This window comes from Paraburkholderia guartelaensis (genome assembly GCF_004353905.1).
Classification (GTDB): Bacteria; Pseudomonadota; Gammaproteobacteria; order Burkholderiales; family Burkholderiaceae; genus Paraburkholderia; species Paraburkholderia guartelaensis.
In genome coordinates, this window is record NZ_SMOD01000010.1 from 40,422 (window position 1) to 66,958 (window position 26,537).

Below are 26,537 nucleotides of genomic sequence, written 5' to 3' on the forward strand. Positions count from 1 at the left end.
GCGTAACTCTAGTACGCATTGCGTAATTACGAGATAGGGGTTAACGTGCAAGCACAGCAGGCACTATGCCGCCGCTACGCGCCCTAAAATCCGCGTGAACCCAACCGATATCCCAGCGTCCCCGTCCAGCATGGAAAGCAGGAAAACCACTCCCCGCCGCCCCGCGGCCAAAGTTGCCGAAGCCACAACGTCCGCCAAAGTCGCGAAAGAGACGAAGGCCGCAGCCGCGCCGCGCGAGCGCCGCCAGCGCGTGCAATCCGCGCAAACGGGCATGGCCGTGCTGAAGGGTCTCGCGCGCCTGGGCGGCCGCGCGAGCCTCTCCGGTCTCGCCGCGTGCGTGGGCGAGAGTCCTGCGAAAGTGCATCGCTACCTGGTGAGTTTGATCGAGGAAGGCCTCGTCGCGCAGGACACCGCCACCCAGCAGTATCTGCTCGGCGCCGAGGCGATGATGATCGGCGTGGCCGCCATGCGCCAGGCCGATCCGGTGCGCATTGCAGAGCCCGCGCTCGTGCGCCTGCGCGAGGCACTCGAAGTGACGACCTTCGTCGCGGTGATGGGCAACAAGGGGCCGACGATCATCCGTTTCGAGGAGCCGGGGCTGCCCGTGACCGTCAACGTGCGGGTAGGTTCGGTGATGTCGCTGCTATGGTCGTCCACGGGCCGCGTGTTTCTCGGCCTGCTCGACGACACGCGCGTGCTCACACAAGCGGAGGAAGAACTCGCGCACGCCGACGCTTCGTTGCGTGCGCAACTTGATGCCAGCGATCCGATCGGCACGCTGCGGCGCGACGTGCAGGCGGCGCGCTGCGCGAGCGTGCGCGACACGAATCTCAAAGGCATCAGCGCCGTTTCGGCGCCGCTCTTCGATCACACCGGCAAGCTCTGCGGCGTGCTCACGGCGCTGGGCGCCACGGGCGGCTTCGACGCCACGCCCGAGGGCCCGAACGGGCGCGCCTTACGCCGCGAGGCGGACGCCGTGAGCGCCCTCCTCGGCTACGTGGCGCGCGGCGCTTAACGCTTCGTCGGCGCATAAAAAAACCCGGTTCAAAAACTGACCGGGTTTTTCCTTTTCTGAGCGACGTTAGCGAGGCACCGTCTTTGCGTCCGCGTCGGTCAGGGTATCCAGGAACGCCATCACGTCGCGGATATCCGAGTCTGACCAGACCGGTTTGGCGCCCAGGTGATTCGTCAGCGGCTCCGTCTTGGTATCCACATTACTGCGCAGATTCTTCGGCAGGTCGTCAAACTTCACGACGTGGCCGTGAGCGTCTTTCGAATACCACTTCTCCGGGTTCGTGTCGCGCTCGACATAGAAGCGTAACGAATCTTCAAGCGTGTGGTACATGCCATTGTGAAAGAAGACACGTCGCGTGGCGACGTTGCGAAGCGTGGGCGTGCGGAACATCCCGCAGAACCACTTCTGCTGCTTCGCCTCGTCTTGACGCAGCGGCCCACATAACCCCATGTCGAAGAAATTCGGATCGCGGTTGGCCGGAATTTCCATGTTGCGTGGCACACCCAGCGTCTGAAAGTTGTAATCCGTCAATGTCGGATGCGCGCCGTGAGCGCCTTTGTTGATCAGGTGACAGCTTGCACAGTTGCCCTTGTCCGGGTCGCTGAACAGCGCCAATCCGTGCGCTTCCTGTGGCGTGAAATGATCCTTGCCGTCGAGCACCCGGTCGAACTTGCTGGAGTACGGCGCGAACGACGGATCGTTGAACTGGAATGCCTGCAATACCTTTCCAAGGTCTGCCAGCGCCTGCGTCGGTCGCGAGAAAATGTCCTGACCGAATGCTTCCCGGAACTGCTGTGCGTAGGCGCTTTTGCTCAGCTTCTGCGCCACGTCATCCGCACTGCTGTTTGCCATTTCATCCGGATTGAGCAGCGGAAATGCAGCCTGATCCGCGGGGGAGTTGTAGCGTCCATCCCAGGTGTATCCGCCGCTGGGCTGATTATCTCCGTCTTCGAGACGCTCTTTCAGGCTATTTGCCTGCGTGAACGTCCAGTAAGGCACAGCACGCAGATAGCGCAGCGACGGCACCGAGCGCAGTCCGGCTCGATCGAGGTTTGGACCGCCCAACTGGACAGCCAGACCGTTCGGCGGCCCATAGGCATTCGCAGGGCTGTGACAGGAGGCGCATGACTGCTTCCCGGAAGCCGAAAGCGACGGATCGAAGAACGCTGCCTTGCCGATAGCTGCCAGATCAGGCGCAGGTGCTTTGACCGTGGCTGCTTGAGCGTCCGGTGCTTGTTTGTCGCATGCGGACAGAAGGAAAACGCAAAGAGCCGTTGCGAGAACAGCCCTTGAAGAAAAATGGCGCATAACGGATCAAGAAAATAGCCCGGTTCGAACCAAGAACCGGGCCAGGACAACAAAGTTCTTGTGAGACCGCCAGGGATTAGCGGTTATCGATGTTGGCCGATGTGAAGATCGGCTTGAGCGATGCATCATCTGCGTAGCCGAGATACGAGCCCATGCCGAAGTTGTCTTCGAGCGAACGCAGCAGCGCGTAGTGGTTGTAGCCCGTACCATCCACGTGACCGCCTTTGATGAACGGCGACAGCAGAAGCGTACCAATCTGATCGCCGCCGACTCCGAGGTAGTTCAACGCAATCGAGACGTACTGCACGGTTGCAGGCAGCGACGCCGTGCTAATTCCGAGCAGGCCTGCTTGAGCCACCGGCAGCGTGGACATCGTGACCTGTTCCGGACGCGTCACGTTCGGACCCGTTTGCTGGTTGCAGCCAGGGCACTGGTTGCCCATCTCCGGCTCCAGCACAGAAAATGTCGTGCCATCAGTACTGAGTTGCGTTGACGGCGTAAGTCCGGTCACGACACCTTCGTCCGTGGTGATGATGATCAGGCCGTCCTGCTTGTAGGCGGGAGACGCCTGGATCAACGGGATCGTCTGCTTCAGGAACGCGTCGATCGAAGTCAAGCCGCCGGGCTGACCATTCTTGCAGCCCTTGCCCGCAGCACCCGTACCGTCTCCATCATGACCATCGTCACACAGGTTCGGCGTGATGAAGGAGAAGTTCGGCGTGGTGGCAATCGACTGAAGATCCGTTGCCAGGTTGTCTTGCAGATTGACCACGTGCGCGTCGCAGTTCGCCAGATCATCGATGGTCGAATGGAAATACGGGAACGGATTGTGGCGCGTTGCGTACTCATCGCCCGCCACGTCACCCGAAGCAGAAGGAGCCTGCGCAGCCTGCGTGCCGTCCACGGCCTTCGTCGGGTCGGAGCCCGCAAGCTGCGCGGTACGACGCGGGAACGAACAGGTTCTCGTGCCGTCACGGTTCAGGTCGTTGCCCATGTCCTCGTTGTAGCTGCGCCACGTGAGCCTGGCCTGTTCCATCTGGTTGCCAATATGCTGCACGCGCGCCGGGAACACGCAGCCGCCGCTCGCGTGGCCGTTTGCGTCCGTACCTGCCTTGAGAACTTTGGGGTTCGCCGAGTCGTTGCCGGCATCCACGATATCGGACCACAGCTGGAAGCAGTCCGTTTCGGTGTCGTGCGTCGACGGCTGACCCGACACCATCGATATGTAATTGTCCAGCGAAACGTGGCCGGTGCCGTAGTAGTTCGAAAGGAACGTGCCCTGCGGCATCAGCGATTTCAGGTACGGGTCCTGGTTCGAATCCGAGGCCGTCGTGCCGTACGTCGATTCCGCGCTCTTGTTTTCGAGCACGATAACCCAGACGTGCTTGATCGCCTTGCTCGAAACAACGGTTGCAATGTACTGGTCGCTCGCGGCCTTCACCACGGTGTTGCCGTTGGTGTTGAAGTCGCCCAGCAGGGCGTCCGGCGTCGTGCCGATCTTGTTCGCCAGTTGCGTTTGAGCATCCGACTGCGACAGGCCGCTGTCCATCAGTTGCGAAAGCTGCGTCGTAATCGCGCTAACGGAACTGACGCCACGCGGCGAACGGAACATAGCCGTGCTGTTGAACGCCGTGCCCATGTTCTTGCCCGATGCGTCGTTCTCCGTGGCGCCGCTCAGGTCGGCAACGATGTACTTCCACGACCCATTGCTCGTATCGGAGATCGTGAACTTGCCCTGGGCATCCGAGCGCGCGACCGGCTCGCCCGGGTCGCACTTGCCATTGTTGTTCACATCCAGGCAGACCGCCGCGTTCTGGATATAGCTGCCGAGCACCTGACCGGTGACCTTCGGTCCGCCGTCTGAACCGTTGCTTCCGCAACCAGATAACCCCGCCAATACGCCGATGCTCGCCAGCATCGCGAGCGCACCCCTGCGCGACTGTATTTTCTTCACAACTGTCCCTCGTTATAAGTCGGACACACCCGACGGATTTTGACTCGCGGAAAGTTTATGAAAGTTGTGTTACACGCTTGTTAAGGAGCTGTTGGGTAAACATAAAATGACCGCGTTTTACGAGTGCGCATTCGAAAATCGTTCAAAAGAACCATGCTTGCGCACACAACTAACAAGAGCACCTGGCGGCTCACGGCCATCGCGATTCCCGGCCCGGCGCGGTGCAACCGGCTATCATGTGAATTCACACCGTAGATGGAACGAATCAATCACATGGCTTCCCCCCAGGAAAACGTCAGCATGGCGGTGTTCTGCGACTTCGAGAACGTCGCGCTCGGCGTGCGCGACGCGAAGATCGACCGCTTCGATATCCAGCCCGTGCTGGAGCGGCTCTTGCTCAAGGGCAGCATCGTCGTGAAGAAGGCCTATTGCGACTGGGAGCGCTACAAGGGCTTCAAGGCCGCGATGCACGAGGCAAGCTTCGAGCTGATCGAAATTCCCCACGTGCGCCAGTCAGGCAAGAATTCGGCCGATATCCGCCTCGTCGTGGACGCGCTCGACCTCTGCTATACGAAGTCGCACGTCGACACGTTCGTGATCGTCAGCGGCGACTCCGACTTTTCGCCGCTCGTCTCGAAGCTGCGCGAAAACGCCAAGAAGGTGATCGGCGTGGGTGTGAAGCACTCCACCTCCGACCTCCTCGTCGCCAATTGCGACGAGTTCATCTTCTATGACGACCTGGTGCGCGAGCTCGTGCGCGACCAGCACGCGCACGGCAAGGGCAAGAACAAGGACGGCGGCGCGAAACGCCAGGGCGGCGACGAACGGCAGCCGAAGCAGGACGGCGACGAGCGCAAGTCGAAGGCCGTGGCCTTCGCGATCGAAACGCTCGACGCGCTTGTGCTCGAGCGTGGCGAAAGCGGCAAGATCTGGGCGTCGGTGCTCAAGAGCGCCATCAAGCGCCGCCGGCCCGACTTCAACGAAACGCGCTACGGCTTTCGCGCATTCGGCAATCTGCTCGAAGAAGCGCAGTCGCGCGGCCTGCTCGAAGTGGGCCGCGACGACAAGTCGGGTACGTGGGTGTCGCGACTGAACCCGCCCCCGCTCGCGGCAGCCGCCACCAGCGTCTCGGCGCCGGAAAACGCGCCGGCGCGTGCCGAGGAGCCGCGCGGCCGGCGCAAGGGCCGTCGCAATGGCCGCGGAAGCGGCGCGGCGGACGCGCGCGAAACCGCCGTCGAGCAACCGGCCGAGACGCAAGGCGAAATTCCGTTCGAGCCGGTCGAGGCGCTTGCGCAAGCAGCGCACCGGCACGAAGCCGAGCCACCCTTCCCCGCCCTGCCTTTCGACGCGAACGAGGGCACCCACGCTCCGCACGAGGCCCACGAGGCACATGCGGCGTCCGAGCCGGCTGGCGATGTCGAGCCTGCCGCGCCCGCCCCTGCGCGAGCGCGCAAGACGGCGGCTCGCAAGAGCCCCGCGCGCAAGAAGGCATCGAAGAAGGCAGCCGATACGCCGCCCGACGCCGGGGCCGAGCCGGAGATTGCGGCCGTTACGCCGGCCGAGCCTGCTGCCAAGAAAGCGCCGTCGCGTGCGCGCCGCGCGCGCAGCAAGGCCGCTGCGGAAGAAAGCTGATCATGGCGCCACGCGCGCCGCTCGAAATGGGCGGCGCGCGAGCGCATCGATCAATCGCCGAACGGATTCGCGGGCCGCTTGCCCTTGGCCGGCGGCGCTTCCTCGCTCGCGGGCGTGGTATCGCCGAAAGGATCCTGCTTGCCCGACGGCCCCGCCTCGCCAAACGGATTCGCGGCCCGCGTGGGTTTCGATCCGCCAAACGGATTCTGCACGGCGGCGCGCTTCGCTCCCCCGAATGGATCGTGGGCGTCGGCCGCCTGGCCGGCATCGTCATCCACGTCTTCGTCCTTTGTCTGCGCGAGGTTGTATTCGGCCCGCACCTGCTCCAGCACGCGCGCCACGCTCGCTTCGAAGCCAGCCGCGTTATGAAAGTGCTGCATCGTCCAGTTGCAGCCGCTGCGGTCGGGCTCCTGCAATTGCGGGCGCGGTACACCGATCTTCACGCCGTCTTCGACCACCTCCTGCAGCTTGTGGATGCGCCGGTGCACTTCCTCCTGCAGCCGCGAAGCATTGAGCGTCTTGCGCAACATTGCGAACCTCCTTTCCTGTACGCGTCACGTCGCGCGAGTCTAGCGCAATGGCTCGCTCGCGTCGCTACGTGGCCGGCGCATTCATGTGAGCGAGCGCGTCGCGCATCGAATCGCTCGGCACCACGAGTTGTCCCGTGAACGGCGTATCGAGGCGGCGATTACGTAGACCGCCGAAGAAATCGACACCGCACCAAGGAAGATCAGCACCATCGCCAGCGCGTTATGCGGCGCGACGAGCCCGAAGCTCAGGAAGATCAAAATCAGCCAGAGCGCGAGCATCGTGAAGAACGGCCGCGAAATCGTGCCATGCGCCTCTTCGATCAGACGCCAGCGCGTATCGGTCACGCGGTCGAACATCTGCGAGAGCGGGCTCACGAGCGCCTGGTGGTAGGCGTCGCGTGGCGCGAGCGTTTCGATTTCGTGCCCGACTGAGTTGAGCAGCGCGCCGAGCGGCTGACTTTCGAGTTCGTCGTTGCCGACGCCGGGATCATGCGGATAGTAATTGCCTGGCGGCGGCTTTTCCTGCTCCCAGGTCGAGGCGATGGCGCTTGCCGTATAGGCGCGCAGCAAGGTCCGCGCCGAGGCCGCGTCGGGGCCGTATTCGCGCAGGCGTTGATCGAGCTGGATCAGGTCGGCGGCGTAAGCGCGCATGTCATTGGTCGCCGTATCGAAGCTCGATTTCGCCGACGCGGTGAGCAGGCTCAGCACGAGCGCCGCGAACGTCACCAGCATGCCGATCACGAGTTGCACGAGCTGCACGGTTTCATGCTTGCGATGCTCCTCGGGCAATAACGGCCGCAACAGCACGCCGAGCCCCGTGCCGCCGAGAAGCAGCGCGAACACGAGCAAGGCCTGCTGAATCTCGGTCATGGTGACGGCCTGCGTTCTTCGGCGGCGACGTTTGCCACCTGCGCGGCGGGATCGGCGTGCGCCGCGATGGGCGCTGAGGGCTCTGCGTACGCTTTTGCACCATCCACGCCCAATGCATCGATGCGCGTATGAATTGCCTTCGCCTGCGCCTCGCCCGGCACGAGATCGGGATGCACACGCGGCACCGCGAGTTTCCAGGCGGCGTCCAGCTCGCGCCGGATCGAATCGTAGATCTCCTTCGATATGGAGCGGTCCTCGTACATGGCCTGCACGCGTTCGCGCCCTTCACGCAGCGCGTACAGCAGCAGCATGCGCCGCTCGAGCACGTCCGAAGCGTGGCCGAAGCAACGGCGCACGTCCGCGAGACCACCTTCGGCCGTGCCGATGCGCGCCTTGAGTATCGTCTTGAGCAGCGCCGCGAGACGCTCGCCTAGCAGCGGCGTCAGGCTTCGGTCGTTGAAGACGATCAGCTGATGCAGCACCACGCGGCGACACATCAGGAGTTCGAATCGATCGGCGAGTGCGTCGCCGTACGGCTGCCGCACGCGTAGCCAGCGATAGAGCCATCGCGCGACGCGCATCTCGATCGTATCCGCCAGTATCTTTGCGGCGGCGCGCTGATAACCGAGGCGCCCGCCCACGCGCGCCTCTTCGATCATGGCGTCGGTGTTGCGCATCATGGCGTCGAGATTGCGGATCGTAATGATGCCGCTGCCGTACTGTGGAATGAGGTCGCGCTCCTTCGCCGCGAGCGTGACGAGGCCGATGACGAGACGCTCGCGGTCGGAGAGCGCCGCTTCGAAATCGAATGCCGTCGCGCTCATGTCCACGCTGCGCCGGAACGTATGGCAGGCCTGGTCGGCGATCGCATCGGGAATGTGAAAGGTGCGCGCCGCCATATGAACGCGCTCGGATACGCCGATGGACGAGAGCTGCACCGCCTTCTGCTGCAGCGCCTGCGCCTGGGGCGAAAGCAGATCGAGGCGCAGCCGCCGGATCAGCAGCTTGAGCGACGTGCCGTTCACGATCAGGCTCACGAGCACAAAGCCCGTGGCGAGAATCGCGACGAAGCGGCGCGTGGAATCGGGCAGCGCCGTGTCCTGCGCGAGGCCGAGCGCGAGCACGAGCGTCACCGCCCCACGCAGCCCGCCCCAAGCGATCACGAGCTTGTAGGCGGCGCTCACGGGCTCTGTGAGCCGCAGGCGGCTCAATAGCGGCAGCATGCCGAACACCACGACGACCCGCGCCGCGAACGCCGCCACCACCACGACGGCGAGCGCGACGATATCGATCCACCGCGCGTTACGCAGCGTGGCGGGAATCTGCATGGCCGCGAGCAGAAAGATCGCCGCGCCCGCCATGGCCGCGATCTGTTCCCAGATCAGTTGCAGATGCTTCCAGTTGACGGGCGACAGGCGCGTGCTCCCCAGACCACTGATGACGAGCCCGGCCGCGACCACGGCCACCACACCCGAGACGTGCAACGTCTGGTCGGCGAAGAGATAGAGCGGATACGGCAGCGCGAAGCTAAGCGAGATCTCGGCTTTGCCCTCACCGCCCAGCGCCGGCAGGAGCCACGCGAACGCGCGCCCGGCCAGCGCCCCAACGAGCAGCCCGCCGCCGAGCGCGATGCCGAGCGCACGCAGCGCGGCCGTTGCCGAGACATTGGCGGCATCGCCCGTGATCGCGGCGATCAGCACGCCGGCAATGGCAATGGCGGCCGCGTCGTTGAGCAGGCTCTCGCCCTCCACGAGGCGCACGAGCCGCTCGGGCGCGCCCACCTGGCGGAACACGGCGAGCACGGCGGAAGGGTCGGTCGTCGCGATCATCGCGCCGAGCAGGAGACCGTCGACGAGCGGACCGAGGCCCGTAAGCCGGATCGCGCCACCCACCACGCCGGTCGTCACGAACACGGCCACCACGGCAAGCAGCAGAATGGGCGCTGCGTCGCCGAGCATTTCGCGCACGTTCACGCTGAGCGCCGCCTGGAACAGCAACGGCGGCAGAAAGATCCACAGGTAAGCCTCGGGCGGTAGCCGAGGCGCAAGCGCGGGCATCACGAAGTTCGCGGCTAGTGTGGGCCAGGCCTCACCGCTCACGAGATAGAAACCGCCCAGCGTGAAACCCCACGCAGCGAGCAAGACCGATTCGGAAAGCGACCAGCGCAGGCTCACCGCCTGCACGAGCGCGATACTCGCCAGCAGAAAACCGCTCAGAAGAAGGACGTGGATGACCATGGCGTGCAACCGTCACGGCGCCGGCAGCCACACCACCGTCAACGACCTCACTCCTTGCGCCCCCTGGATCAGCACACCTTCGATATCGGCCGTCGCGGACGGCCCTGTGACGAGCGCCGCGTAGCGCGCGCCGCGGAAGTCGTCGCGGCGGTACGCGTCCTGCAGCCCCGACACCAGTTGCGTGGGATCGAGCAGCACCACGAGATGCTGCACGAGATAGCCGAGCGCGTTCACCACGTACTCGCGCTCGCTCAGCCACAGCGATCCCGTTTCCGCCACGCCGAAGCGCGCGCGCACCACGCCCACGTCGACGTCTTCGAGCGAGGCCGGCTTCGTGCCGGCGCTGATCTCGCGCGTGCCCTGCACCTCTGGCGTGGCTGACGCGATGCGCGCCTCGCTGCCAAACCGGCGCAGGATCATTGCGCGCACTTCGGCCGCACTTTGCACCTGCGTCTCGCTGCCGCCCATCAGTTTGAGCGCGGCGCCAAAGCGCTCGCGCAGGTCGCCCGCTGGCGCTTCGAACAGCGGCACCTCGGGCAACGGCTCGTGCGCGGGTTGCGCGGCACGCACGCGCGCGAGAAACGCCTCACGATCCGCCATCGCCGCCTCCCTTGCGGTTTTTCCGGTACCAGGCATGAAACGTGGTGTGCGGCACGTGCGGCAGATCGCGCTGCTTGCCCCAGATATTGAGCGGGTTGTAGAGCATGAAGTTCGGCAAACGCCGCAACGCGCCCTCGAGCGACTTCACCGCGCCGCGATAAAGCGTCGGACTGCCGAGCAATCGGCCAGCCATCTTCAGTACTTCCTGCTTCACGAACGGCACTTCGTGCTGTGCCGCGATGACCTGCCGCCACTGGTAGATCTGCTCGTGAATATTGATCTTCACCGGGCACACGTTCGTGCAACTGCCGTTGAGCGTCGAAGCAAACGGCAACGCGCTGAAGCGTTTGAGGTCGAAGGTCGGATTGATGATCGCGCCGATCGGCCCCGCATAGGTGCTGCCGTAAGAGAGGCCGCCGCTGCGCCGGTACACCGGACACGTATTCATGCACGCGCCGCACCGAATGCACTTGAGCGAATACCAGAACTCCGGCATGGCGAGCCGCTCGGACCGGCCGTTGTCGACGAGCACGAAATGCATTTCCGCGCCGGGCCGCGGCGCGCGGAAATGCGAGGTGTATTGCGTGATCGGCGAACCGAGCGCGCTGCGCGAGAGCATGCGCACGAATACGCCGAGATCGGAAAGACGCGGGATCAGCTTCTCGATGCCCATGGAGACGATGTGCAGCGGCGGCACGTTGGCGGAAAGGTCCGCGTTGCCCTCGTTGGTGCATACAACGACCGTGCCCGTCTCGGCCACCGCGAAATTGCAGCCAGTCATGCCCGCCGTTTTCTCGCGCACGAACCACGGCCGCGTATTCATGCGCTGGCTTTCCGCCAGATAGTGAATGTCGTTGTTGTGCGGGTCCGTGCCGATGGTGCGGCCGAACACTTCGGCCACGTCGTCGCGCAGCTTGTGCACGGCGGGCACGACGATATGGCTGGGCGGCTGCTTGTCGAGCTGCTGGATGCGCTCGCCAAGGTCGGTCTCCATCACCGAAATGCCGCGCGACTCCAGGTACGGACGCATCTCGCACTCGTCGGTGAGCATCGACTTGCTCTTCACGAGCGCCGTCATGCCGCGCTCGCTCAGGATGCGATAAACGATTTCGTTGTGTTCCTCGGCCGTATCCGCGAAATGGACCTGCACGCCATTGGCTTGCGCCGTGCGCGTGAAATGGTCGAGGTAGTCGGCCAAATGCGAAAGCGTATGCGCCTTGATTTGCGAGGCGAGCGTACGCAGCATTTCCCATTCGGGAATGGCGTGCGCCTGGGCGTCGCGCTTCGAGCGCAAGTCCCACAGCCGCTTGTCGTGGAAGGCGACATGCTCCGGCCGCGAGAGAAATGCGCCGGCGAGCTTCGCGTGTTCGACTCGCTTCATTCGCGCGCTCCGTTGAGCACCTGGGCAATATGGATGAAGCGGATGTCCGCGCTCATGCGCTCGGCGCAGCCCTGCTGGTGCATGAGGCAGGACATGTCGGCGGAAACGATGTATTGCGCGCCCGCGCTCACGTGATCGACCACCTTATCCTGACCCATGCGCACCGACACCGCTTCTTCGGTCACGGCAAACGTGCCGCCAAAACCGCAGCATTCGTCGGGGCGCGCAGGCTTCACGAACTCGATGCCCTTCACACGTTCGAGTAGCGCAAGCGGCTTCGAGAACGTCGGACCCGCGATTTCCGAAACGGAAGCTTCCTTCAAATGACGCAGCGCGCTGCAGCTATTGTGCAAACCCACACGCCAGGGAAACTCGGCCCAGGGGAATTCGCGCGCGCCCAGCACGTCGTGCAGGAACTCGACGAGTTCATACGTGCTCTCGCGCACCTTGCGCACGGCGTCGGTCTGTTCGATCGCGGTGAAGTGGTCGCGCACGTGATTCACGCAGCTCGCCGAGGGGCCGACGATATAGTCGTAGCCCGCAAACGCGCGCGCAAACACCCGCTCCGCGCCGGCTGCCTCGGCCTGCGCGCCGCTGTTGGCCATGGGCTGGCCGCAGCAGGTTTGGTCGAGCGGATAGTCGACCTCGCAGCCTAAGCGCTCCAGCAGTTCCAGTGTCGCGATTGCGACTTCGGGGTAGAACGCGTCGATGAAGCAAGGGACGAACAAGGCAACTTTCATGCGCGGGCTCACACGAAAAGCGGACCCGAACATTCTACTGCCGAACGGCGCGGGGCGTCGCGCGAAGCGTGTATGCGCTGCGCGTTGCCGCGGTGCATCATGCTGCGCCGCGGCTTTTCACTCAGAAGTTGTGGCGAATGCCCGCGATCACGGCAAGCTGCTTGTCGGTGTTCGAATTCACGAGGTTCGGAATCTGCGCCAGATTCTGCGTCGCCCCGCTCGCGGCGTCGATCCCAAGACCCGCCCCCGACGACTTCTGGCCGATCGCCACGGCATAGACCGCCGTGCGCTTGGAGAGGCTATAGACCGTGCCCAGATTGATCTGGTGAAGGCGTGTGGACGAGCCGCCGTCCGGGTGAGCGTCGTTGAAGATATAGGCGAAGCCGAATTGCAGCGCGGGCGAGTATTGCCACGACGTGTTCAGCTCGGCAATATCGAACGAGATGTCCGCGCCCTGGGGCCGCGCCGCATCCGCGAAATAAAGGCTCTGCGAGAGACGCGTATGCGTATAGCTAAGCGCCACGCTGACCTTGTCGAACGCGTACGAGCCGCCCGCACCGAAAATGCTGATGCGCTGCGCGTTTTGTAATTCGCAGTACGATGCATCCGGGTTGCTGCAACTGAAGTCGCCGATATAGCCGCTCTCCCCGCCCAGCGCCGCCTGCAGCGGATTGCGCAACTCGAGGTAACCGGCAGAAAGCGAAAGCGGCCCGTTGGCGTAATTCGCCGCAACCGACCAGCCGCGGTTCTGCGAGAAATTCCCCGCCACGCCGCCGAAACTGAACAGACCGCCTATCGTGAAGCCGCCGAAACTCGGGCTCACATATTTGATCGAGTTATTGAAGTTGAACGCTTCGTTGAGATTGTCCACGTCGCCGAAGTGCGAGCCATACAGCGTCGCCCAGTTGTTGCTCGACACGTAGGCGCCCAGATCGTCGGAAAACGGATCGTACTGGCGTCCCAGCGTGAGCGTGCCGTAGTGGCTGTTCGCCACGCCCACCCAGGCGTTGCGGTTAAAGAGCGTGCCGCCCTGCAGCAGCGCGCCATTCTGCGAGAAGAAGCTGTTTTCGAGCGTGAAATTCACGCTCGTGCCGCCGCCGATGTCTTCGCTCCCCGTGAGTCCCCAGCGCGACGGCACGAGGTTGCCGCCGCCCAGTTGCCAGTTCGCGTGGCCGCTCGTGCTGCCGTCTGCGTGCGTGGTCTGCTGATTGGTCGAATAGATGAGGCCTGCGTCCACCGTGCCGTAAAGCGTGACTGAAGATTGCGCGTGTGCGCTAGCCGCGAGGGCGCACGAAGCCAGCGCCAGCGCCGTGCGCTTGACGAGATTTGCCATGTCGTTGTCTTTTCGAAGAGAGATGGGCCGCTGCGCTGCATGCGCGTGCGCGGCCGAAGTGCGGCGCCGGGGAGCGCGCCGCACTGGTCAGGTACTGCGTGAATCGAGGGCTTGGCGCGTAGCGCGTCCCGGGCGCGTTGTTATTGGCCGAACCGCGCGTAGATGTCCGGGCGCGAACGCTTGAGCGCGAAGGCAATCGCCACGCCGATCAGCGCCACCGCGAGCACGATCCACGGGAATGCGCGCACGACAGGGCTATCGGAGCCGGCGAGCGCGTCGAGATTGCCGATCAGCACGATGCCGATGGAGAGCAGACCGCAGCCGCCCAGCACCGGCGCGAGGAAAGCGTGCCACAGACGCGTATCCTTCTTCGTGGCGCGGAAAAACGCCGCCACCGAAAAGCTCGTGACCGCCTGCAGCATGACGATGCCGATGGTGCCGAGCGCCGAGCCCCAGCTGAACACGATGTTGAACGGATCGCTGCCCGCGAGAACGAAAAGGCCGACCGGCACAGCGACCGAAAGCGTCTGCAGATAGCTCGCGAGATACGGTGACCCATACTTAGGATGCAGGCGATCGAGCACCGCGGGAAGAATCCCCTCACCCGAAAGCGCGTGGATGTAACGCACGATCGTGTTGTGGAACGACAGCAGGCTCGCGAAGATGCTGGAGAGCAGCAGGAAGCTCATCGTCGTGGTCATCGCGCCGCCCAGGTACTTCGTCGACTGGATGAACCAGAAGTCGCCCGGCTGTTTCGTCGCGACGTCCGTGACGTTGCTGATGCCATAGGCACAAACGATGGCCCATGTGACGAACGCAAAGAACACGAGAATCAGCGTGACGGATACATAGGTGGCGCGCGGCACCGTGACCTTCGGGTCGCGGCACTCCTTGCCGTAGATCGCCGTGGCCTCGAAGCCGATGAACGACGCGAGCGCGAACATCACCGCGATGCCGAGGTGGCCGCTGAAAACGTGACGCGGCGAGAACGGCGCGAGCGTGAGGCCATCCGGTCCGCCGTGATGAATGACGATCGCGAGGCTCAGCAGCAGCAGGATGCCGAGTTCGAGACACATGAGCACGCCGAGCAGGCGGCTGTTCAGGTCGATGCCGCGAATGCCGGTGAATTGCACGACGACGAGGCACGCGAATGAATACGCGTACCACGGCAGCGAACTATGCAGCAATGGCCCGAGCACCACCGTGCAGAAGAACCCGAACAGGCCGTAGAGCGCGATCTGGATGCTCGTGTACGAGAGCAGCGCGACGAGTGCGCCGGCCATGCCAACGGGGCGGCCGAAGCCCGCCGTGATGTATGCGTAGAATGCGCCGGCGCGCACGATGTGTCGGCTCATCGAAGCGAAGCCCACGCTGAACACGAGCAGCACGACGCCCGCGATCACGAATGCGCCGGGAATGCCCGCGCCATTGCCAAGGCTGATGGCGGGCGGCACCGCGCCGAGCATGCCGGTGAGCGGCGCCGCTGCGGAAATGACGAGAAAGACGATCTGCCAAAGCCCGAGCAGGCTGCGCTGTGAGTCCACTGCCGCGTTGTCTCCAACGAGGTGAGCGGGAGAAGAATACGGTTCGTTCATCGTTGCCTCTGCTGGTGTCTGTTCTGGGTTCGCCATACGACACGATGAAGAACCGCGTGCCTCCGGCGCTCGACGAATCGAATTTCCCGATTCGGATTGAGCGCATGGTAGGCAGCTAATAAACTCGCCGACTTGGCGCAACGCGCCAATTACTCGATAAAGTGCGCCAGGGCTGGAGCGGGTTTTCACTTAACCGCGCTAAAGCGGTCGATATTACCTTCGGCATCCTGATTAATACCCAAGGCTGGGAATTCGTACTTTATTCAGCCCACCAACTTACTGAAAGCCATCAGTTCGCTTTCACGAGTTAGGCGCTAGCGGGTTCGCTTGGCGCCGGCACGCCCCCAGTTGCGCGTCGCACGCCAGAGCACGGTGGCGTCCGCATAACCGACTGCACGGGCCACAGCCGCGTTGGTCATGCCCTCCTGCTCGCGCAGCACCGCCACGCTGCGCTCGCGCTCTTCGCGAATGATCTGGCGCACGGAGGTACCCGCGTCTGCGAGATGCCGCTGCAAGGAGCGGTCCGAAAGCCCGAGGTCCTTCGCGATGTCACCGACCACGAGCTTTTCGCGCGCGAGCCGGCGCGTCACGAGATCGCGCACCTGATCGACGAGCGTATGCGGGATCGTGTCGCGCGAAATGAGGTCGGTGGCGTGGCGCTCCATCATGCGCGCCATCTGCACGTCGGCGCTCTTGAGCGGCGTGTCGAGATCGTGCGGGTGCACGACCACGCCATTTGCCGGCTGCTGGAAGCGCACCGGCACGCGAAAGAGGCGCATATAGGGCTTGAGGTCTTCGGGCGCTGCGTGCTCGAAATGAATCTCGCACGGCGTCCACGCCGCGCCCCGCACCTGGCGAATCATGTGGCACATGGCGGATACGCTGTACTCCGCGTCCTGTCGGCGCGGCCAGATCTGCGTATGCGCAATGCGATAGCTCCACATAGGCCACGCGTTGTCGCTCACGAGATCGACGGCCGTCGCGCTTTGCCACGAGCCAAGTGTATCGGTGAACTTACGGATTGCGGCGCCGAGCGTGGGCGACGACATGAACACGAGACCAGCCGGCCCCAGTTCCGTGAGCTGCAATTCCGCGCCTAAACGCAGGCCGAGAAAGGGCTCGTCGAGCACTTCCGCCGCGCGTTCGAACGCGCCCACGTACCGCCCCAGCGCCACGATTTCATAGGGATTGGAAAGCTGCCGGCGACTCAGGCCGAACTCGGCCAGCAATGCATCGCAGTCCGCACCAGCGGCGTCGAGCGCACGCACGATGGGACCCATCACGGCACCGCGAATCATCGGGAAACCGCTATTGACAGGCACTCTTTTCATGTCTCACTCCATTAGGGCCTGTATGTGCCGACGGTTTTAACCATCGATCGTCTCTGGCGCACTCTATCGCCCCTTTGGCGCGTTTTGCAAGCGCGAAAAAAATACGGCGTTTCTACGATTGACCCATCGATATGGCGTGAAAGCAATGCGGATTCTTCATACCGTCCCACGCCATGTTGCGGCCAACGTCTTCCTTACGAAATGCTTATGAACACGAATCCGAATGCGCATCCGCTCGACCCGTTGAGCCTCGCCGAAATGCAGCTTGCCTGTGACATCGTGAAAGCCGCAGAGCAGCTCGATGAATATGGGCGCTTTCCCGTCACCGAACTGCGAGAGCCACCCAAGGCAGAAGTGCTCGCGTACAAGCACGGCGATTACTACTCGCGCCGCGCCTTCGTCATCGCGATCGATCGCACCCGCAGCCAGACGCTCGAATTCGTCGTGGATCTGCGCGAGAAGAAAGTGGAATCGCGCAAGGCGCTCGCATTGCAAAGCGCGCCCTATGGTCAGCCGCCCGTGATGATCGAAGACTTCATGAATGCGGAGCGCATCGTCAAGGAGGACGCAGCATGGCGCGAGGCCGTGAAAAAGCGCGGACTCACCGAAGACGAACTCGAGCGCGTGCAGGTCGATCCGTTCTCCGCCGGCGCGTTCGACCGCCCGAATGAAAACGGCCGCCGCCTCGTGCGCTGCGTGAGCTACTACCGCGAGTCGCTGACCGACAATGGTTACGCGCACCCAATCGAAGGCGTCGTCGCCGTGGTGGACCTGCTGGCGCACAAAGTGATCGAGCTGATCGACGACGGCCGCATCATCCCCATTCCGCGCGCCAAGCATAACTACGACACGCCGAGCCTCGGCGAACCGCGCGACACCGTCAAGCCGCTCTCAATCAACCAGCCCGAAGGCCCGAGCTTCACGATAGACGGCTGGCAGGTTAGTTGGCAGAACTGGAAATTCCGTGTGGGCTTCACGCCGCGCGAAGGGCTCGTGCTGAACCAGATCACATGGGACGACGGCAAGAGCGCGCCGCGCCCTATCGTCTACCGCGCGAGCGTGACCGAGATGTGCGTGCCCTACTCGGACCCCACCACGAACCACTACTGGAAAAGCGCGTTCGATGCGGGCGAATACGGACTCGGCAAGCTCGCGAACCAGCTCGAACTGGGCTGCGATTGCCTCGGCACGATCCGCTATTTCGACATTCCTTCCGCCGACGACTTCGGCAACGGCTTCACCATGAAGAACGCCGTGTGTCTGCACGAAGAGGATTACGGCACGCTCTGGAAGCACTATGAGTTCCGCACTGGCGTGTTCGAGATGCGCCGTTCACGCCGCCTCGTGATCTCGTTCTTCGCGACCGTGGGCAACTACGATTACGGCTTTTACTGGTACTTCTATCAGGACGGCACGATCCAGCTCGAATGCAAGCTCACGGGCATCATCCAGACTTCCGCAGTGGCGGAAGGCGACAGCTACCCGTGGGGCGGCATGGTCACCGAAAACCTGGGCGGCCCGACGCATCAGCACTTCTTCAACGCGCGCTTGCACATGATGGTGGACGGCGAGAAGAACTCCGTCACCGAGCACGAATTCGTGCCACGTGCGATGGGTGCGGAGAATCCGTACGGCAACGTGTTCGATACGACGAAGCGTGTGCTCAAGACCGAGCAGGAAGCGGCGCGTAACGCCAACGGCCAGACCGGGCGTTTCTGGAAAGTCGTGAACCCGAACGTGAAAAACCGCGTGGGCGCGAATCCGGGCTACAAGCTCATCATCAACGACTCGCCGCTCATGCTCGCCGATCCCAACTCGAAGGTGCGCCAGCGCGGCGGCTTTGCCACGCGCCACGTGTGGGTCACGCCGTACGACACGACGCAGCGCTACGCAAGCGGCGACTACCCGAACCAGCACGCCGGCGGTGACGGCCTGCCCCGCTATATCGAGGCGAACCGCAACGTGGAGAACGAGGACATCGTGTTGTGGCACAGCTTCGGCCACACGCACGTGTGCAAGCCCGAGGATTTCCCCGTGATGCCGGTGGAGTATGCGGGCTTCATGCTCAAGCCCAACAACTTCTTCTATGGCAATCCCGCGATGGACCTGCCGGGCGGGCGCGATCCGCACAGCGTGCAGGACGGCGCAGATGCGCCCGAAGCAAAATCGTGCTGCCACAGCAAGCAGTGAGCACGCGATGATGCCGCGCGAGCGCCGCCTTGTTGTGATGCACGCGATACGCCCGCTGTGTGTCTGGGCGTCGATCACGGGCGGCGCGAGCGCGCTTGCGGCAGGCGTCATGATCGCGGCGATGCAGGCGGGCGCGCCGTTTTCCGCATTCGCCGCAAGCGCGCTTGCCTTGCTTGCGATGGCGCTCATTCCTGGCGCGCTTGCGCGCGGCTTCGCCACGCACTCCACCGTGCCGATCGCGAGCGCACTCGTACTCACGATGGCCGCAATGAGCGCCGGGGCACGCTCAGGCGAAACGCTCGCGCAGACGCCGCTCATATTGGGCGGCGCTGCCCTGATCGCCGCCGCGTGTCTGCACTTGCGGCGCACGCGTGATCACGCGGCAAGCTCGATGCATCAGCACACGACGGCGCCCGTGTGGCGCAACGGCGTGCTGCTCGTCGCACCCGCGTTGCTTGCGGGCCTGTCGAGCGGCGTGCTCGCGCGCTTCCAGTTTTTCGCGCTCTGCGGCGCTGCTGCAATGTCCGTGACGCAGGTCGTGACGTCACTCGCCGTGGTGAGTCTCGCAGGCTGGCTCGCCGATCGCGTCGATTACCGGCGCGCGCTGCTCGTGCTCTTCGTACTGCGCGGCGCGCTGCTCGCGGCGCTCACGCTCGATTGCTTCGCGCCGTGGGCCACGCTCGCCGCACCGGCATTCGCCGTGCTCGACTACCTGACGCTCCCCACGCTCATGCGAGGCGGCCGAGCGTTTCGCGCATCGGGTGCCGGCTGCCCCGGCCTCGCACATCATGCGGGCATGGTGGCAGGCGCGGCGCTCGCCACCACGTCATGGGGCTTTGGACAGGGTTTTTACGCGCTGTTCATCGTTGGGGGCACGCTCAATCTTGCATGCGCATACGCATTCGCGACGCCAAGCCGATTCGGCACCCACACGCCCTACTCGGCTTCAGCCGCACTCGCTGCGGGTAGCACAATCGAATTACGCTGACCAACCCCCGAAAAAAACATTCGCATTACTACCGAAATCAGGAGACGGTATGGACCGCCAGGACTTCACGCACACGATTCGCACACAGATGTTCGTCGACGGACGTTTTAGCGAAAGCGGCAACGGCCGCACGTTTGCCGTATTCAATCCCGCCACGGGCGAAGAGATCGCCCAGGTGCCCGACGCCAGCGACGCCGACATCGACGCCGCCGTCACCGCCGCGCGCCGCGCTTTCGAAGCCGACACATGGCGGCGCATGCCCCCCGCCGCGCGCGAGCGCCTGCTGCTCAAACTCGCCGACCTCGTCGAGCAGCACGGCGACGAACTCGCTGCGCTCGAAACGCTTAACCAGGGCAAGCTGCTCGGCTTCTCGAAGATGCTCGAAGTGGGCGGCAGTGTGCAGTGGCTGCGCTATATGGCCGGCTGGGCGACCAAGATCGAGGGCAGCACGGTGGATCTCTCGCTCGCGTTCCCGCCCGGCGTGCGCTACAACGCCTCGACGCGGCGCGTGCCTGCGGGCGTGGTCGCCGCGATCGTGCCGTGGAATTTCCCGCTGCTGATGGCGGTCTGGAAAATCGCACCCGCACTCGCCTGCGGCTGCACCGTGGTGCTCAAGCCCGCCGAAGAAACGCCGCTCACCGCCATACGCCTCGCCGAGCTCGCGCACGAAGCCGGCTTTCCGCCGGGCGTGTTCAATGTGGTCACGGGCCAGGGCGAAACGGCTGGCGCGGCGCTCGTTCGCCATGCACAGGTGGACAAGGTCACTTTCACGGGCTCGACCGAAGTGGGCCGCATCATCGGCAAGCAATGCGCGAGCGATCTCAAGCGCGTCTCGCTGGAACTGGGCGGCAAGAGCCCCGTGATCGTGCTCGACGACTGCGATCCGCAGCGTGCGATCGAAGGCGCGGCCGGCGCGATCTTCTTCAATCACGGCCAGGTCTGCACGGCAGGCTCGCGCCTCTATCTGCCGCGCGCGCGTTTTGATGAGATCGTCAATGGCATCGCTAACGTTGCGCGCACAACCGTGCTCGGTTCGGGTTTCGATTCGGCCACGCAGATGGGCCCGCTCGTTTCTGCGCGCCATCGCGCCAAGGTCACCGGAATGATCGCGCAGGGCCGCGCCGAAGGCGGCGAGATCGTGGCGGGTGGCGGCGACGGCAATCGCCCCGGCTTCTTTATTGAGCCCACGGTGATTGCGAACGCGGCCAACAAGCCGCTTACCGTCGTGCGCGAAGAGGTGTTCGGCCCGGTGCTCGTCGCCATGCCGTATGACGAGGTCGAGGAAGCCGTCGCCGCGGCGAATGCTTCGGAGTACGGTCTGGGCGCGAGCGTCTGGACCAACCAGCTCGACCGCGCGTTGCGCGTGGTGGACGGCGTGCAGGCGGGCACGGTATGGGTGAACACGCACAACATGGTCGATCCGGCGCTGCCCTTCGGCGGCTTCAAGGCTTCAGGCATCGGCCGCGAGCATGGTCGCGCGATCATCGACGCGTACACGGAGACGAAATCCGTCTGCATCGCCTACTGAGCGCCGCCATGCAGCATTGTTAATCGAAATGGAATGATGAAACCCGGCGGCAAGCAATGATCGCCGCCATGGTTTCGTTCATGATCGGGCCCGTTCTTACCACCCACGAGAAGGACTCCAATCATGAACGCATCCACGAACTCGCGAGGCGTCGCCATCGTCACGGGCGCCTCGCGCGGCATCGGCGCCGCGATTGCCGAACGTCTCGCGCGCGACGGTTACGCCGTCGTCATCAACTACGCTTCGCGCAGCGCCGAAGCCGAGGCGCTCGTCGCGAAGATCGCGGCGGGCGGCGGTCGCGCGATTGCCGTGCAAGCGAACATCGCGAAGGCCGACGAGGTGCGCCGTCTCTTCGAAACCGCCGAGACGCTGGGCCAACCCACACTGCTCGTGAACAACGCGGGCATCATGAAGACGGTCACGATTGCCGATTCGACCGACGCGATCTACGACGAAACCTTCGACATCAACGTGCGCGGCACGCTGAACACGCTGCGCGAAGCGGCGACGAAACTCGCGGACGGCGGCCGCGTGATCAACTTCTCGACATCCGTGCTCGCCATGAATCTGCCGGGCTACGCGCTCTATACGGCGAGCAAGGCGGCCGTGGAGACGATCACGCGCGTGTTCGCACGCGAACTGCGCGGCCGCTCGATTTGCGTGAACGCAGTGGCGCCGGGGCCGGTGGCGACAGAGTTGTTCCTCAGCGGCAAAACCGAAGAACAGGTCCAGCATTTCGCGAACATGCCGCCGCTGCAGCGCCTCGGGCAACCCGATGACATTGCAAGTGTCGTGTCATTCCTCGCGGGCCCGGACGGCGGCTGGGTCAACGGCCAGGTACTGCGCGCGAACGGCGGGATCGTCTGACACGCCGCCCGGCGTAGCTTCGCGGCGGAACCTGGGCAGGACGTGGTCTGAGGGCAAGCAGCCGTGGCGTGTAACCGCTGGTCGCGGCCGGTGCTACACTCCGTGCTCGAAAACGGTAGTAAGACGGAGCCGGCGGCATGGCGCGCCGGCTCATATTGCGCCCTCAACCACTCCAGACCATGTATTTGTCCATCCTCGCCGTCGGCATTGGCGGCGCGCTCGGTTCGCTGCTGCGCTGGGTTCTCGGGCTACGCCTGAATGCGCTCTACCCTGAACTGCCGCTTGGCACGCTTGCGTCGAACATCATCGCGGGCTATGTGATCGGCGTCGCAGTCGCGTATTTCGGGCGCATGCCCCAGCTCTCCAACGAGTGGCGCCTCTTCGTCATTACCGGCCTGATGGGCGGCCTCTCCACGTTCTCGACCTTCTCCGCCGAAGTCGTTTCGCATCTGCAGCACGGACGTTTCGGCTGGGCCGCGGGTGAGATCGCCATTCACGTGTGCGCCTCGGTCGTCATGACGATCCTTGGCATCGCAACGGTCTCGGCACTGATTCGCTGATCTGCAACGAAAACGGCCGCGTTCGCCATTCGCGAAACGCGGCCGCATGAGTGATGCGACGGGAAGATCAGGCAGGACGCCGATAACCGCCCAGCAAACCGTTCTTCGAAAACACCCACTGCCACAGCTGGATATCGCGCGCACGGAACGCTCCGGCGCACGAAAGCAGGTAGTAACGCCACATGCGGTAGAACCGCTCTCCCATCTGCGCCTTGAAACGCGGCCACGCGGCCTCGAAATTCGCGTGCCATGCCATCAGCGTGCGGTCGTAGTCGGCGCCGAAGTTATGCAGGTCTTCGGCGACGAACAGACCGCCCGAAGCGTCGGCGATCTGGCCGATGGTCGGCAGCTCGCCGTTCGGGAAGATGTATTTGTCGATCCACGGATCGGGCGTGGTGTCGCGGCGGTTCTTGCCGATGGTGTGGAGTACGAACAGACCGTCGTCGGTAAGACAGCGGTTCGCGACTTCCATATAGGTGCGATAGTTCTTCGGGCCCACGTGCTCGAACATGCCCACGCTCGCAATGCGGTCGAACTTCTCGTCGAGCAACCGGTAGTCCTGCAGGCGGAATTCGACGGGCAGATCCTTGCAGCGCTCTGCGCCGAGCGCGGCCTGCTCCTTCGAGATCGTCACGCCCACGCACGACACGCCATAGTGTTCGGCCGCGAACTTCATGAGGCTGCCCCACCCGCAACCGATGTCGAGCAGGCGCATGCCGGGCTTCAGGCCCAGCTTGCGGCAGATGAGATCGAGCTTGGCGTCCTGCGCCTCGTCGAGCGTCTTCGCGCCGCCCGACCAGTAGCCACAGGTATAGGCCATGTTCTTGTCGAGCATGGCCTCGTAGAACTCGTTGCCGATGTCGTAGTGCTGCTGGCCCACCTTCCATGCCCGGCGCACGGTCTGGCGGTTCATGAGGCGCGCCTTGAGCGCGTGGAAGACGAGACGGGAGGGATCGATCTGGTCGTCTAGATGCGCGCGCAACACATGTGCGAAGAATTCGTCGAGCTGCTCGCAATCCCACTGGCCGTCCATGTAGGCCTCGCCGAGGCCCAGGTTGCCTAAAGCCAATACGCGCTCGGGCAACTGCGGATCGTGGATGCGCATGTCCCACGGCCGGGCGCCGTTGAACTTCACGTCAGCGCGCGCCAATAGCTGGGCTATAAACCGCCAGGCCCCGGAAACGGTGGCCTCACGAACGGGTTGAGCTGCTTCGAGATCAGTCGTTGCCATACGTGCTCCATGCGGCCGGAGCGGGTCCTTGGTACCTTGCTCCGATGCCATTCAAGAGGTTGCTATCAAGACATTCGTCGTCGCGCGCGCTGCGAGAAACTCTATGATGCACCTACTTCAAAAATTGTGCAGGAACACGCACAGCCCATACAGGGCGGGCCATAATCGCAAACTCGACGAAACCCATCGCCCTGGCGCTAGCAAACGGCGCGCCCGAACTGGAGAGACCGACAATGGCCTACGACGACAAGAACATCTTCGCGCGCATCCTGCGCGGCGAAGCACCCTGCATCAAGGTGTACGAGGACGACGCTACGCTCGCGATCATGGACGTCATGCCTCAATCCGAAGGCCACCTGCTCGTGCTGCCGAAGGAAGGCGCCGAGTTCATCTATGAGCTTTCACTGGAAGCCGGCGCCGCTGCGATGGCGACGGTGCAGAAGATGGCGATCGCGGTGCGCAAGGTGCTTGCGCCCGAAGGCCTGCTGATCGCGCAGTTCAACGGCGCCGCCGCCGGGCAGACCGTACCGCACGTGCACTTTCACCTGATTCCGCGCCGCGCGGGCGAAGAGCTGCGCCCGCACGCGCGTGAAATGGCCGACATGGCGCAACTCGAAGCGCTGGCCGCACGCATTCGCGCCGCACTGTAAGCAATATGTATTACTAACGTTAGTTATTATTAAAGCTCAAATGCCGTCGAATTGAACGAATTCGTCGAGCGGGACGCGCTCCGAGCGCCACTGGTTGATGGGCGCGTCCGGGTCTTCGTGACCGATCGCCATGCCGCAGAACACCATGCGTTCGCGCGGCAAGGCGAGAAACTCGCCAACGCTTTGCGCGTAGCGCGCCCAGCATTCCTGCGCACAGCTATGCAGACCGGCTTCGCGCAGGAGCAGCATCACCGTCTGCAGGAACATGCCGAGGTCGGCCCATTGCGGCGGCCCCATCCGACGATCCACGCTGCAAAAAAGCGCAAGCGGCGCGTCGAAAAACGCGTAGTTGCGCGCGAATTGCCGTAGCCTGCCCGGCCGGTCCTCGCGAGCGACGTCGATGCTGCGGTAAAGATCCTCGCCCACCTGATAACGACGCTCGCGATACGGCGAACCCAACTCACGCGGATACACGTCGTACTCCATCTGTTCGCCCGCAGGCGCCTGCGCGATGCGATCGGCCATGATCGACTTGAGCTTCGCGAGCGATTCTCCGCCCACGACATGAACATGCCACGGCTGCAGATTGCCGCCCGAAGGTGCGCGTGCAGCAGTATCGAGCACGCGGCGAATGATGGCGGGGTCCACCGGATCGGACAAAAACTGACGCACGGACTTGCGGCTGGTGACGGCTTCGCTGACCTTCAAGCAGATTCTCCTCGGGGATCGACGAAGCATTATCGACGATCCCCCTGTGCGGCTGCCGACGCTCGCCGCATGGGTCCGCGCTGGCGTCAGAACTTATGACGGATCCCCACTACGACGAGCGCCTGATTGTCGGCGCCCGAACTCACGCCGAAGTCGCCGATCGATGCCTGCGCAACGACACTCGAACCCTTCGCGTCGAGCGTGCGGCCGCTCGCCTTCTGGTAGCCGGCGAGTGCGTAGAGATCCGTGCGTTTGGAGAGCGAGCAATCGCTGCCGAGGTTCACCTGGTTGTAGTGCGCGGACGAGGGCCCGGTGAGCGATGTGTAGTTGTAGCCCGCGCGCAGCCGGCCGGTGCGGCAACGTTACGGAATGCCCGGCAAGCGGGGAACGAACGATTTCTGCGTTGCTTAAGCGGCGTGAGGGACTTTGCAAAGCGCAGATCGTGCCAGGCTCTGCGCGAGCGCTTTCCTCCGGCGCGCGGAGTCTGCTATAATTCGCCTCCCGCCGGAGAGATGGATGAGCGGTTTAAGTCGCACGCCTGGAAAGCGTGTATAGGTTAATAGCCTATCGGGGGTTCGAATCCCCCTCTCTCCGCCAGAACAAAACGCCGAAACCCCGTAAGCTCAATGACTTACGGGGTTTTTGTTTTTCCAGCCGATCAAATAGCCCGCCAGAGAGGGACAACGTGCGCGAGGCACGTCCAAACACCCTCAATTACACCCACTCGCAGTGCAATACTTGTTGTACACAAGACCCTTCCCATCCATCCCCGAGATCGTTCGCGTGCCGTTGCCGTAGTTCGTGATCGTCTCGGTCCACGTCGACCCATCCGCAGCCTGCCCGGTGATGAACGTCGTGTCGCCAATGGACGCACCGGTCTGCTCCCAGGCCTCGCCCGGCAGCTTCTGCTGATACCCGTTGACGGTAGACGTATTGCCGAAACGCTGCACCGTATACGAATTGCCCGATTCGTCGACGCAGTTCTGGAAGGCATCGTTGCCCCAGCATTTGGCGAAAGCGGCGGGCGCCGCAAAGGCGCCGAAAATGATCAGGCTGAGTGCAATGCGCTTCAATGACTTCCCCGAGAAAACGCCCTTTTCTGGCTCGATTCACCGCGAACTCCAGGCCGGCGGCGCGCGAAATTGTACCGTAGCCGCCGAGGCGATCTATCAGTTGCGCTGGACGCGTTGCATCGCGCGCTCCCGCTAGTTATCGGACAAAAAACGGATGACTTGATGGGCGAAAAGAGAACCACAGCGCCGCGAGTCGTTGAACACTCAACGCTAAAA

General features: G+C 63.7%; 20 protein-coding genes, 1 tRNA gene and 3 pseudogenes. 9 read left to right on the forward strand and 15 right to left on the reverse strand.

Annotation, left to right across the window (positions count from 1 at the left end):
* Positions 1–130 precede the first annotated feature (130 nt).
* Positions 131–1,015, forward strand: coding sequence for an IclR family transcriptional regulator (locus E1N52_RS14815; protein ID WP_133183511.1), 885 nt, complete (start codon positions 131–133; stop codon positions 1,013–1,015).
* 66 nt (positions 1,016–1,081) lie between these two features.
* On the opposite strand, the gene E1N52_RS14820 is transcribed toward E1N52_RS14815, so the two are convergent.
* Positions 1,082–2,323: a cytochrome-c peroxidase gene (locus E1N52_RS14820; protein WP_165979389.1), complete on the reverse strand. Its 1,242-nt coding sequence runs from the start codon at positions 2,321–2,323 to the stop codon at positions 1,082–1,084.
* Between the two features lie 76 nt (positions 2,324–2,399).
* Positions 2,400–4,277, reverse strand: coding sequence for an alkaline phosphatase family protein (locus E1N52_RS14825; RefSeq protein ID WP_133183512.1), 1,878 nt, complete (start codon positions 4,275–4,277; stop codon positions 2,400–2,402).
* Positions 4,278–4,550: 273 nt separating this feature from the next.
* Here E1N52_RS14825 and E1N52_RS14830 point away from each other — a divergent pair, with 273 nt between their 5' ends.
* Positions 4,551–5,909, forward strand: coding sequence for an NYN domain-containing protein (locus E1N52_RS14830; protein ID WP_133183513.1), 1,359 nt, complete (start codon positions 4,551–4,553; stop codon positions 5,907–5,909).
* A 284-nt stretch (positions 5,910–6,193) separates the two neighbouring features.
* On the opposite strand, the pseudogene E1N52_RS14835 reads toward E1N52_RS14830, so the two are convergent.
* The 9 genes and pseudogenes from E1N52_RS14835 to E1N52_RS14875 form a co-directional block, all read right to left on the reverse strand.
* Positions 6,194–6,439, reverse strand: a pseudogene (locus tag E1N52_RS14835) (hypothetical protein); the annotation flags it as partial.
* Positions 6,440–6,503: 64 nt separating this feature from the next.
* Positions 6,504–7,309, reverse strand: a pseudogene (locus tag E1N52_RS14840) (bestrophin-like domain).
* The gene (locus E1N52_RS14845; RefSeq protein WP_133183514.1) at positions 7,306–9,546 is read right to left on the reverse strand and encodes a cation:proton antiporter; all 2,241 of its coding nucleotides are present in this window, start codon (positions 9,544–9,546) and stop codon (positions 7,306–7,308) included. Before E1N52_RS14845 ends, E1N52_RS14840 begins: the two are co-directional and overlap by 4 nt.
* Positions 9,547–9,558: 12 nt before the next feature.
* A complete protein-coding gene (locus tag E1N52_RS14850) occupies positions 9,559–10,146 on the reverse strand; it encodes a LutC/YkgG family protein (protein WP_133183515.1) in 588 nt (195 codons plus the stop codon).
* Positions 10,133–11,527 (reverse strand): lactate utilization protein B, encoded by a 1,395-nt coding sequence (locus tag E1N52_RS14855; RefSeq protein WP_133183516.1) that lies wholly within the window; start codon positions 11,525–11,527, stop codon positions 10,133–10,135. The genes E1N52_RS14850 and E1N52_RS14855 overlap by 14 nt, the downstream gene beginning before the upstream one ends.
* Positions 11,524–12,267 carry a (Fe-S)-binding protein gene (locus tag E1N52_RS14860; protein WP_133183517.1) on the reverse strand — a complete coding sequence of 248 codons (744 nt, stop codon included), beginning with the start codon at positions 12,265–12,267 and terminating at the stop codon, positions 11,524–11,526. Before E1N52_RS14860 ends, E1N52_RS14855 begins: the two co-directional genes overlap by 4 nt.
* Positions 12,268–12,388: 121 nt before the next feature.
* Complete coding sequence (locus E1N52_RS14865; RefSeq protein WP_133183518.1) at positions 12,389–13,600, reverse strand: porin; 1,212 nt, start codon at positions 13,598–13,600, stop codon at positions 12,389–12,391.
* 140 nt (positions 13,601–13,740) lie between these two features.
* Positions 13,741–15,195: an APC family permease gene (locus E1N52_RS14870; RefSeq protein WP_133183519.1), complete on the reverse strand. Its 1,455-nt coding sequence runs from the start codon at positions 15,193–15,195 to the stop codon at positions 13,741–13,743.
* Between the two features lie 314 nt (positions 15,196–15,509).
* Complete coding sequence (locus E1N52_RS14875; RefSeq protein WP_133183520.1) at positions 15,510–16,526, reverse strand: AraC family transcriptional regulator; 1,017 nt, start codon at positions 16,524–16,526, stop codon at positions 15,510–15,512.
* A 207-nt stretch (positions 16,527–16,733) separates the two neighbouring features.
* On the opposite strand from E1N52_RS14875, the gene E1N52_RS14880 reads away from it, so the two are divergent.
* From E1N52_RS14880 to crcB, 5 genes are all read left to right on the forward strand, one after another.
* A complete protein-coding gene (locus tag E1N52_RS14880; RefSeq protein WP_133183521.1) occupies positions 16,734–18,716 on the forward strand; it encodes a primary-amine oxidase in 1,983 nt (660 codons plus the stop codon).
* Complete coding sequence (locus tag E1N52_RS14885; RefSeq protein ID WP_133183522.1) at positions 18,676–19,704, forward strand: hypothetical protein; 1,029 nt, start codon at positions 18,676–18,678, stop codon at positions 19,702–19,704. Before E1N52_RS14880 ends, E1N52_RS14885 begins: the two co-directional genes overlap by 41 nt.
* 49 nt (positions 19,705–19,753) lie before the next feature.
* On the forward strand, positions 19,754–21,232 hold the full coding sequence (styD, locus tag E1N52_RS14890; RefSeq protein WP_133183523.1) for a phenylacetaldehyde dehydrogenase StyD: 1,479 nt from the start codon (positions 19,754–19,756) through the stop codon (positions 21,230–21,232).
* A gap of 123 nt (positions 21,233–21,355) precedes the next feature.
* A complete protein-coding gene (locus tag E1N52_RS14895) occupies positions 21,356–22,099 on the forward strand; it encodes an SDR family oxidoreductase (RefSeq protein ID WP_133183524.1) in 744 nt (247 codons plus the stop codon).
* A gap of 179 nt (positions 22,100–22,278) precedes the next feature.
* Positions 22,279–22,659 (forward strand): fluoride efflux transporter CrcB, encoded by a 381-nt coding sequence (gene crcB / locus E1N52_RS14900; RefSeq protein ID WP_133183525.1) that lies wholly within the window; start codon positions 22,279–22,281, stop codon positions 22,657–22,659.
* Positions 22,660–22,726: 67 nt separating this feature from the next.
* On the opposite strand, the gene cfa is transcribed toward crcB, so the two are convergent.
* Positions 22,727–23,890 carry a cyclopropane fatty acyl phospholipid synthase gene (gene cfa, locus E1N52_RS14905; protein ID WP_205965616.1) on the reverse strand — a complete coding sequence of 388 codons (1,164 nt, stop codon included), beginning with the start codon at positions 23,888–23,890 and terminating at the stop codon, positions 22,727–22,729.
* 233 nt (positions 23,891–24,123) lie between these two features.
* Between cfa and E1N52_RS14910 the strand changes: the two genes are divergently transcribed.
* On the forward strand, positions 24,124–24,540 hold the full coding sequence (locus E1N52_RS14910; RefSeq protein ID WP_133183527.1) for an HIT family protein: 417 nt from the start codon (positions 24,124–24,126) through the stop codon (positions 24,538–24,540).
* A 36-nt stretch (positions 24,541–24,576) separates the two neighbouring features.
* Here E1N52_RS14910 and E1N52_RS14915 read toward each other — a convergent pair whose 3' ends face one another.
* Positions 24,577–25,248 (reverse strand): nitroreductase, encoded by a 672-nt coding sequence (locus E1N52_RS14915; RefSeq protein WP_133183528.1) that lies wholly within the window; start codon positions 25,246–25,248, stop codon positions 24,577–24,579.
* Positions 25,249–25,334: 86 nt separating this feature from the next.
* Positions 25,335–25,595: pseudogene (locus tag E1N52_RS14920) on the reverse strand (porin); the annotation flags it as partial.
* Between the two features lie 159 nt (positions 25,596–25,754).
* On the opposite strand from E1N52_RS14920, the gene E1N52_RS14925 reads away from it, so the two are divergent.
* A tRNA-Ser gene (locus E1N52_RS14925) sits at positions 25,755–25,845 on the forward strand.
* Positions 25,846–25,958: 113 nt separating this feature from the next.
* On the opposite strand, the gene E1N52_RS14930 is transcribed toward E1N52_RS14925, so the two are convergent.
* A complete protein-coding gene (locus tag E1N52_RS14930; protein ID WP_052405710.1) occupies positions 25,959–26,321 on the reverse strand; it encodes a hypothetical protein in 363 nt (120 codons plus the stop codon).
* Between the last annotated feature and the right edge of the window lie 216 nt (positions 26,322–26,537).

Excerpts from the sequence above, each read along its gene's own strand:
- cfa (WP_205965616.1), bottom strand. The coding sequence starts at position 23,890 with ATGGCAACGACTGATCTCGAAGCAGCTCAACCCGTTCGTGAGGCCACC.
- E1N52_RS14895 (WP_133183524.1), top strand. The coding sequence starts at position 21,356 with ATGAACGCATCCACGAACTCGCGAGGCGTCGCCATCGTCACGGGCGCC.
- E1N52_RS14865 (WP_133183518.1), bottom strand. The coding sequence starts at position 13,600 with ATGGCAAATCTCGTCAAGCGCACGGCGCTGGCGCTGGCTTCGTGCGCC.
- E1N52_RS14820 (WP_165979389.1), bottom strand. The coding sequence starts at position 2,323 with ATGCGCCATTTTTCTTCAAGGGCTGTTCTCGCAACGGCTCTTTGCGTT.
- E1N52_RS14880 (WP_133183521.1), top strand. The coding sequence starts at position 16,734 with ATGAACACGAATCCGAATGCGCATCCGCTCGACCCGTTGAGCCTCGCC.
- E1N52_RS14830 (WP_133183513.1), top strand. The coding sequence starts at position 4,551 with ATGGCTTCCCCCCAGGAAAACGTCAGCATGGCGGTGTTCTGCGACTTC.
- E1N52_RS14885 (WP_133183522.1), top strand. The coding sequence starts at position 18,676 with ATGCGCCCGAAGCAAAATCGTGCTGCCACAGCAAGCAGTGAGCACGCG.
- E1N52_RS14875 (WP_133183520.1), bottom strand. The coding sequence starts at position 16,526 with ATGAAAAGAGTGCCTGTCAATAGCGGTTTCCCGATGATTCGCGGTGCC.
- E1N52_RS14815 (WP_133183511.1), top strand. The coding sequence starts at position 131 with ATGGAAAGCAGGAAAACCACTCCCCGCCGCCCCGCGGCCAAAGTTGCC.
- E1N52_RS14850 (WP_133183515.1), bottom strand. The coding sequence starts at position 10,146 with ATGGCGGATCGTGAGGCGTTTCTCGCGCGCGTGCGTGCCGCGCAACCC.
- E1N52_RS14855 (WP_133183516.1), bottom strand. The coding sequence starts at position 11,527 with ATGAAGCGAGTCGAACACGCGAAGCTCGCCGGCGCATTTCTCTCGCGG.
- styD (WP_133183523.1), top strand. The coding sequence starts at position 19,754 with ATGGACCGCCAGGACTTCACGCACACGATTCGCACACAGATGTTCGTC.
- E1N52_RS14860 (WP_133183517.1), bottom strand. The coding sequence starts at position 12,267 with ATGAAAGTTGCCTTGTTCGTCCCTTGCTTCATCGACGCGTTCTACCCC.
- E1N52_RS14910 (WP_133183527.1), top strand. The coding sequence starts at position 24,124 with ATGGCCTACGACGACAAGAACATCTTCGCGCGCATCCTGCGCGGCGAA.
- E1N52_RS14845 (WP_133183514.1), bottom strand. The coding sequence starts at position 9,546 with ATGGTCATCCACGTCCTTCTTCTGAGCGGTTTTCTGCTGGCGAGTATC.
- E1N52_RS14870 (WP_133183519.1), bottom strand. The coding sequence starts at position 15,195 with ATGAACGAACCGTATTCTTCTCCCGCTCACCTCGTTGGAGACAACGCG.
- crcB (WP_133183525.1), top strand. The coding sequence starts at position 22,279 with ATGTATTTGTCCATCCTCGCCGTCGGCATTGGCGGCGCGCTCGGTTCG.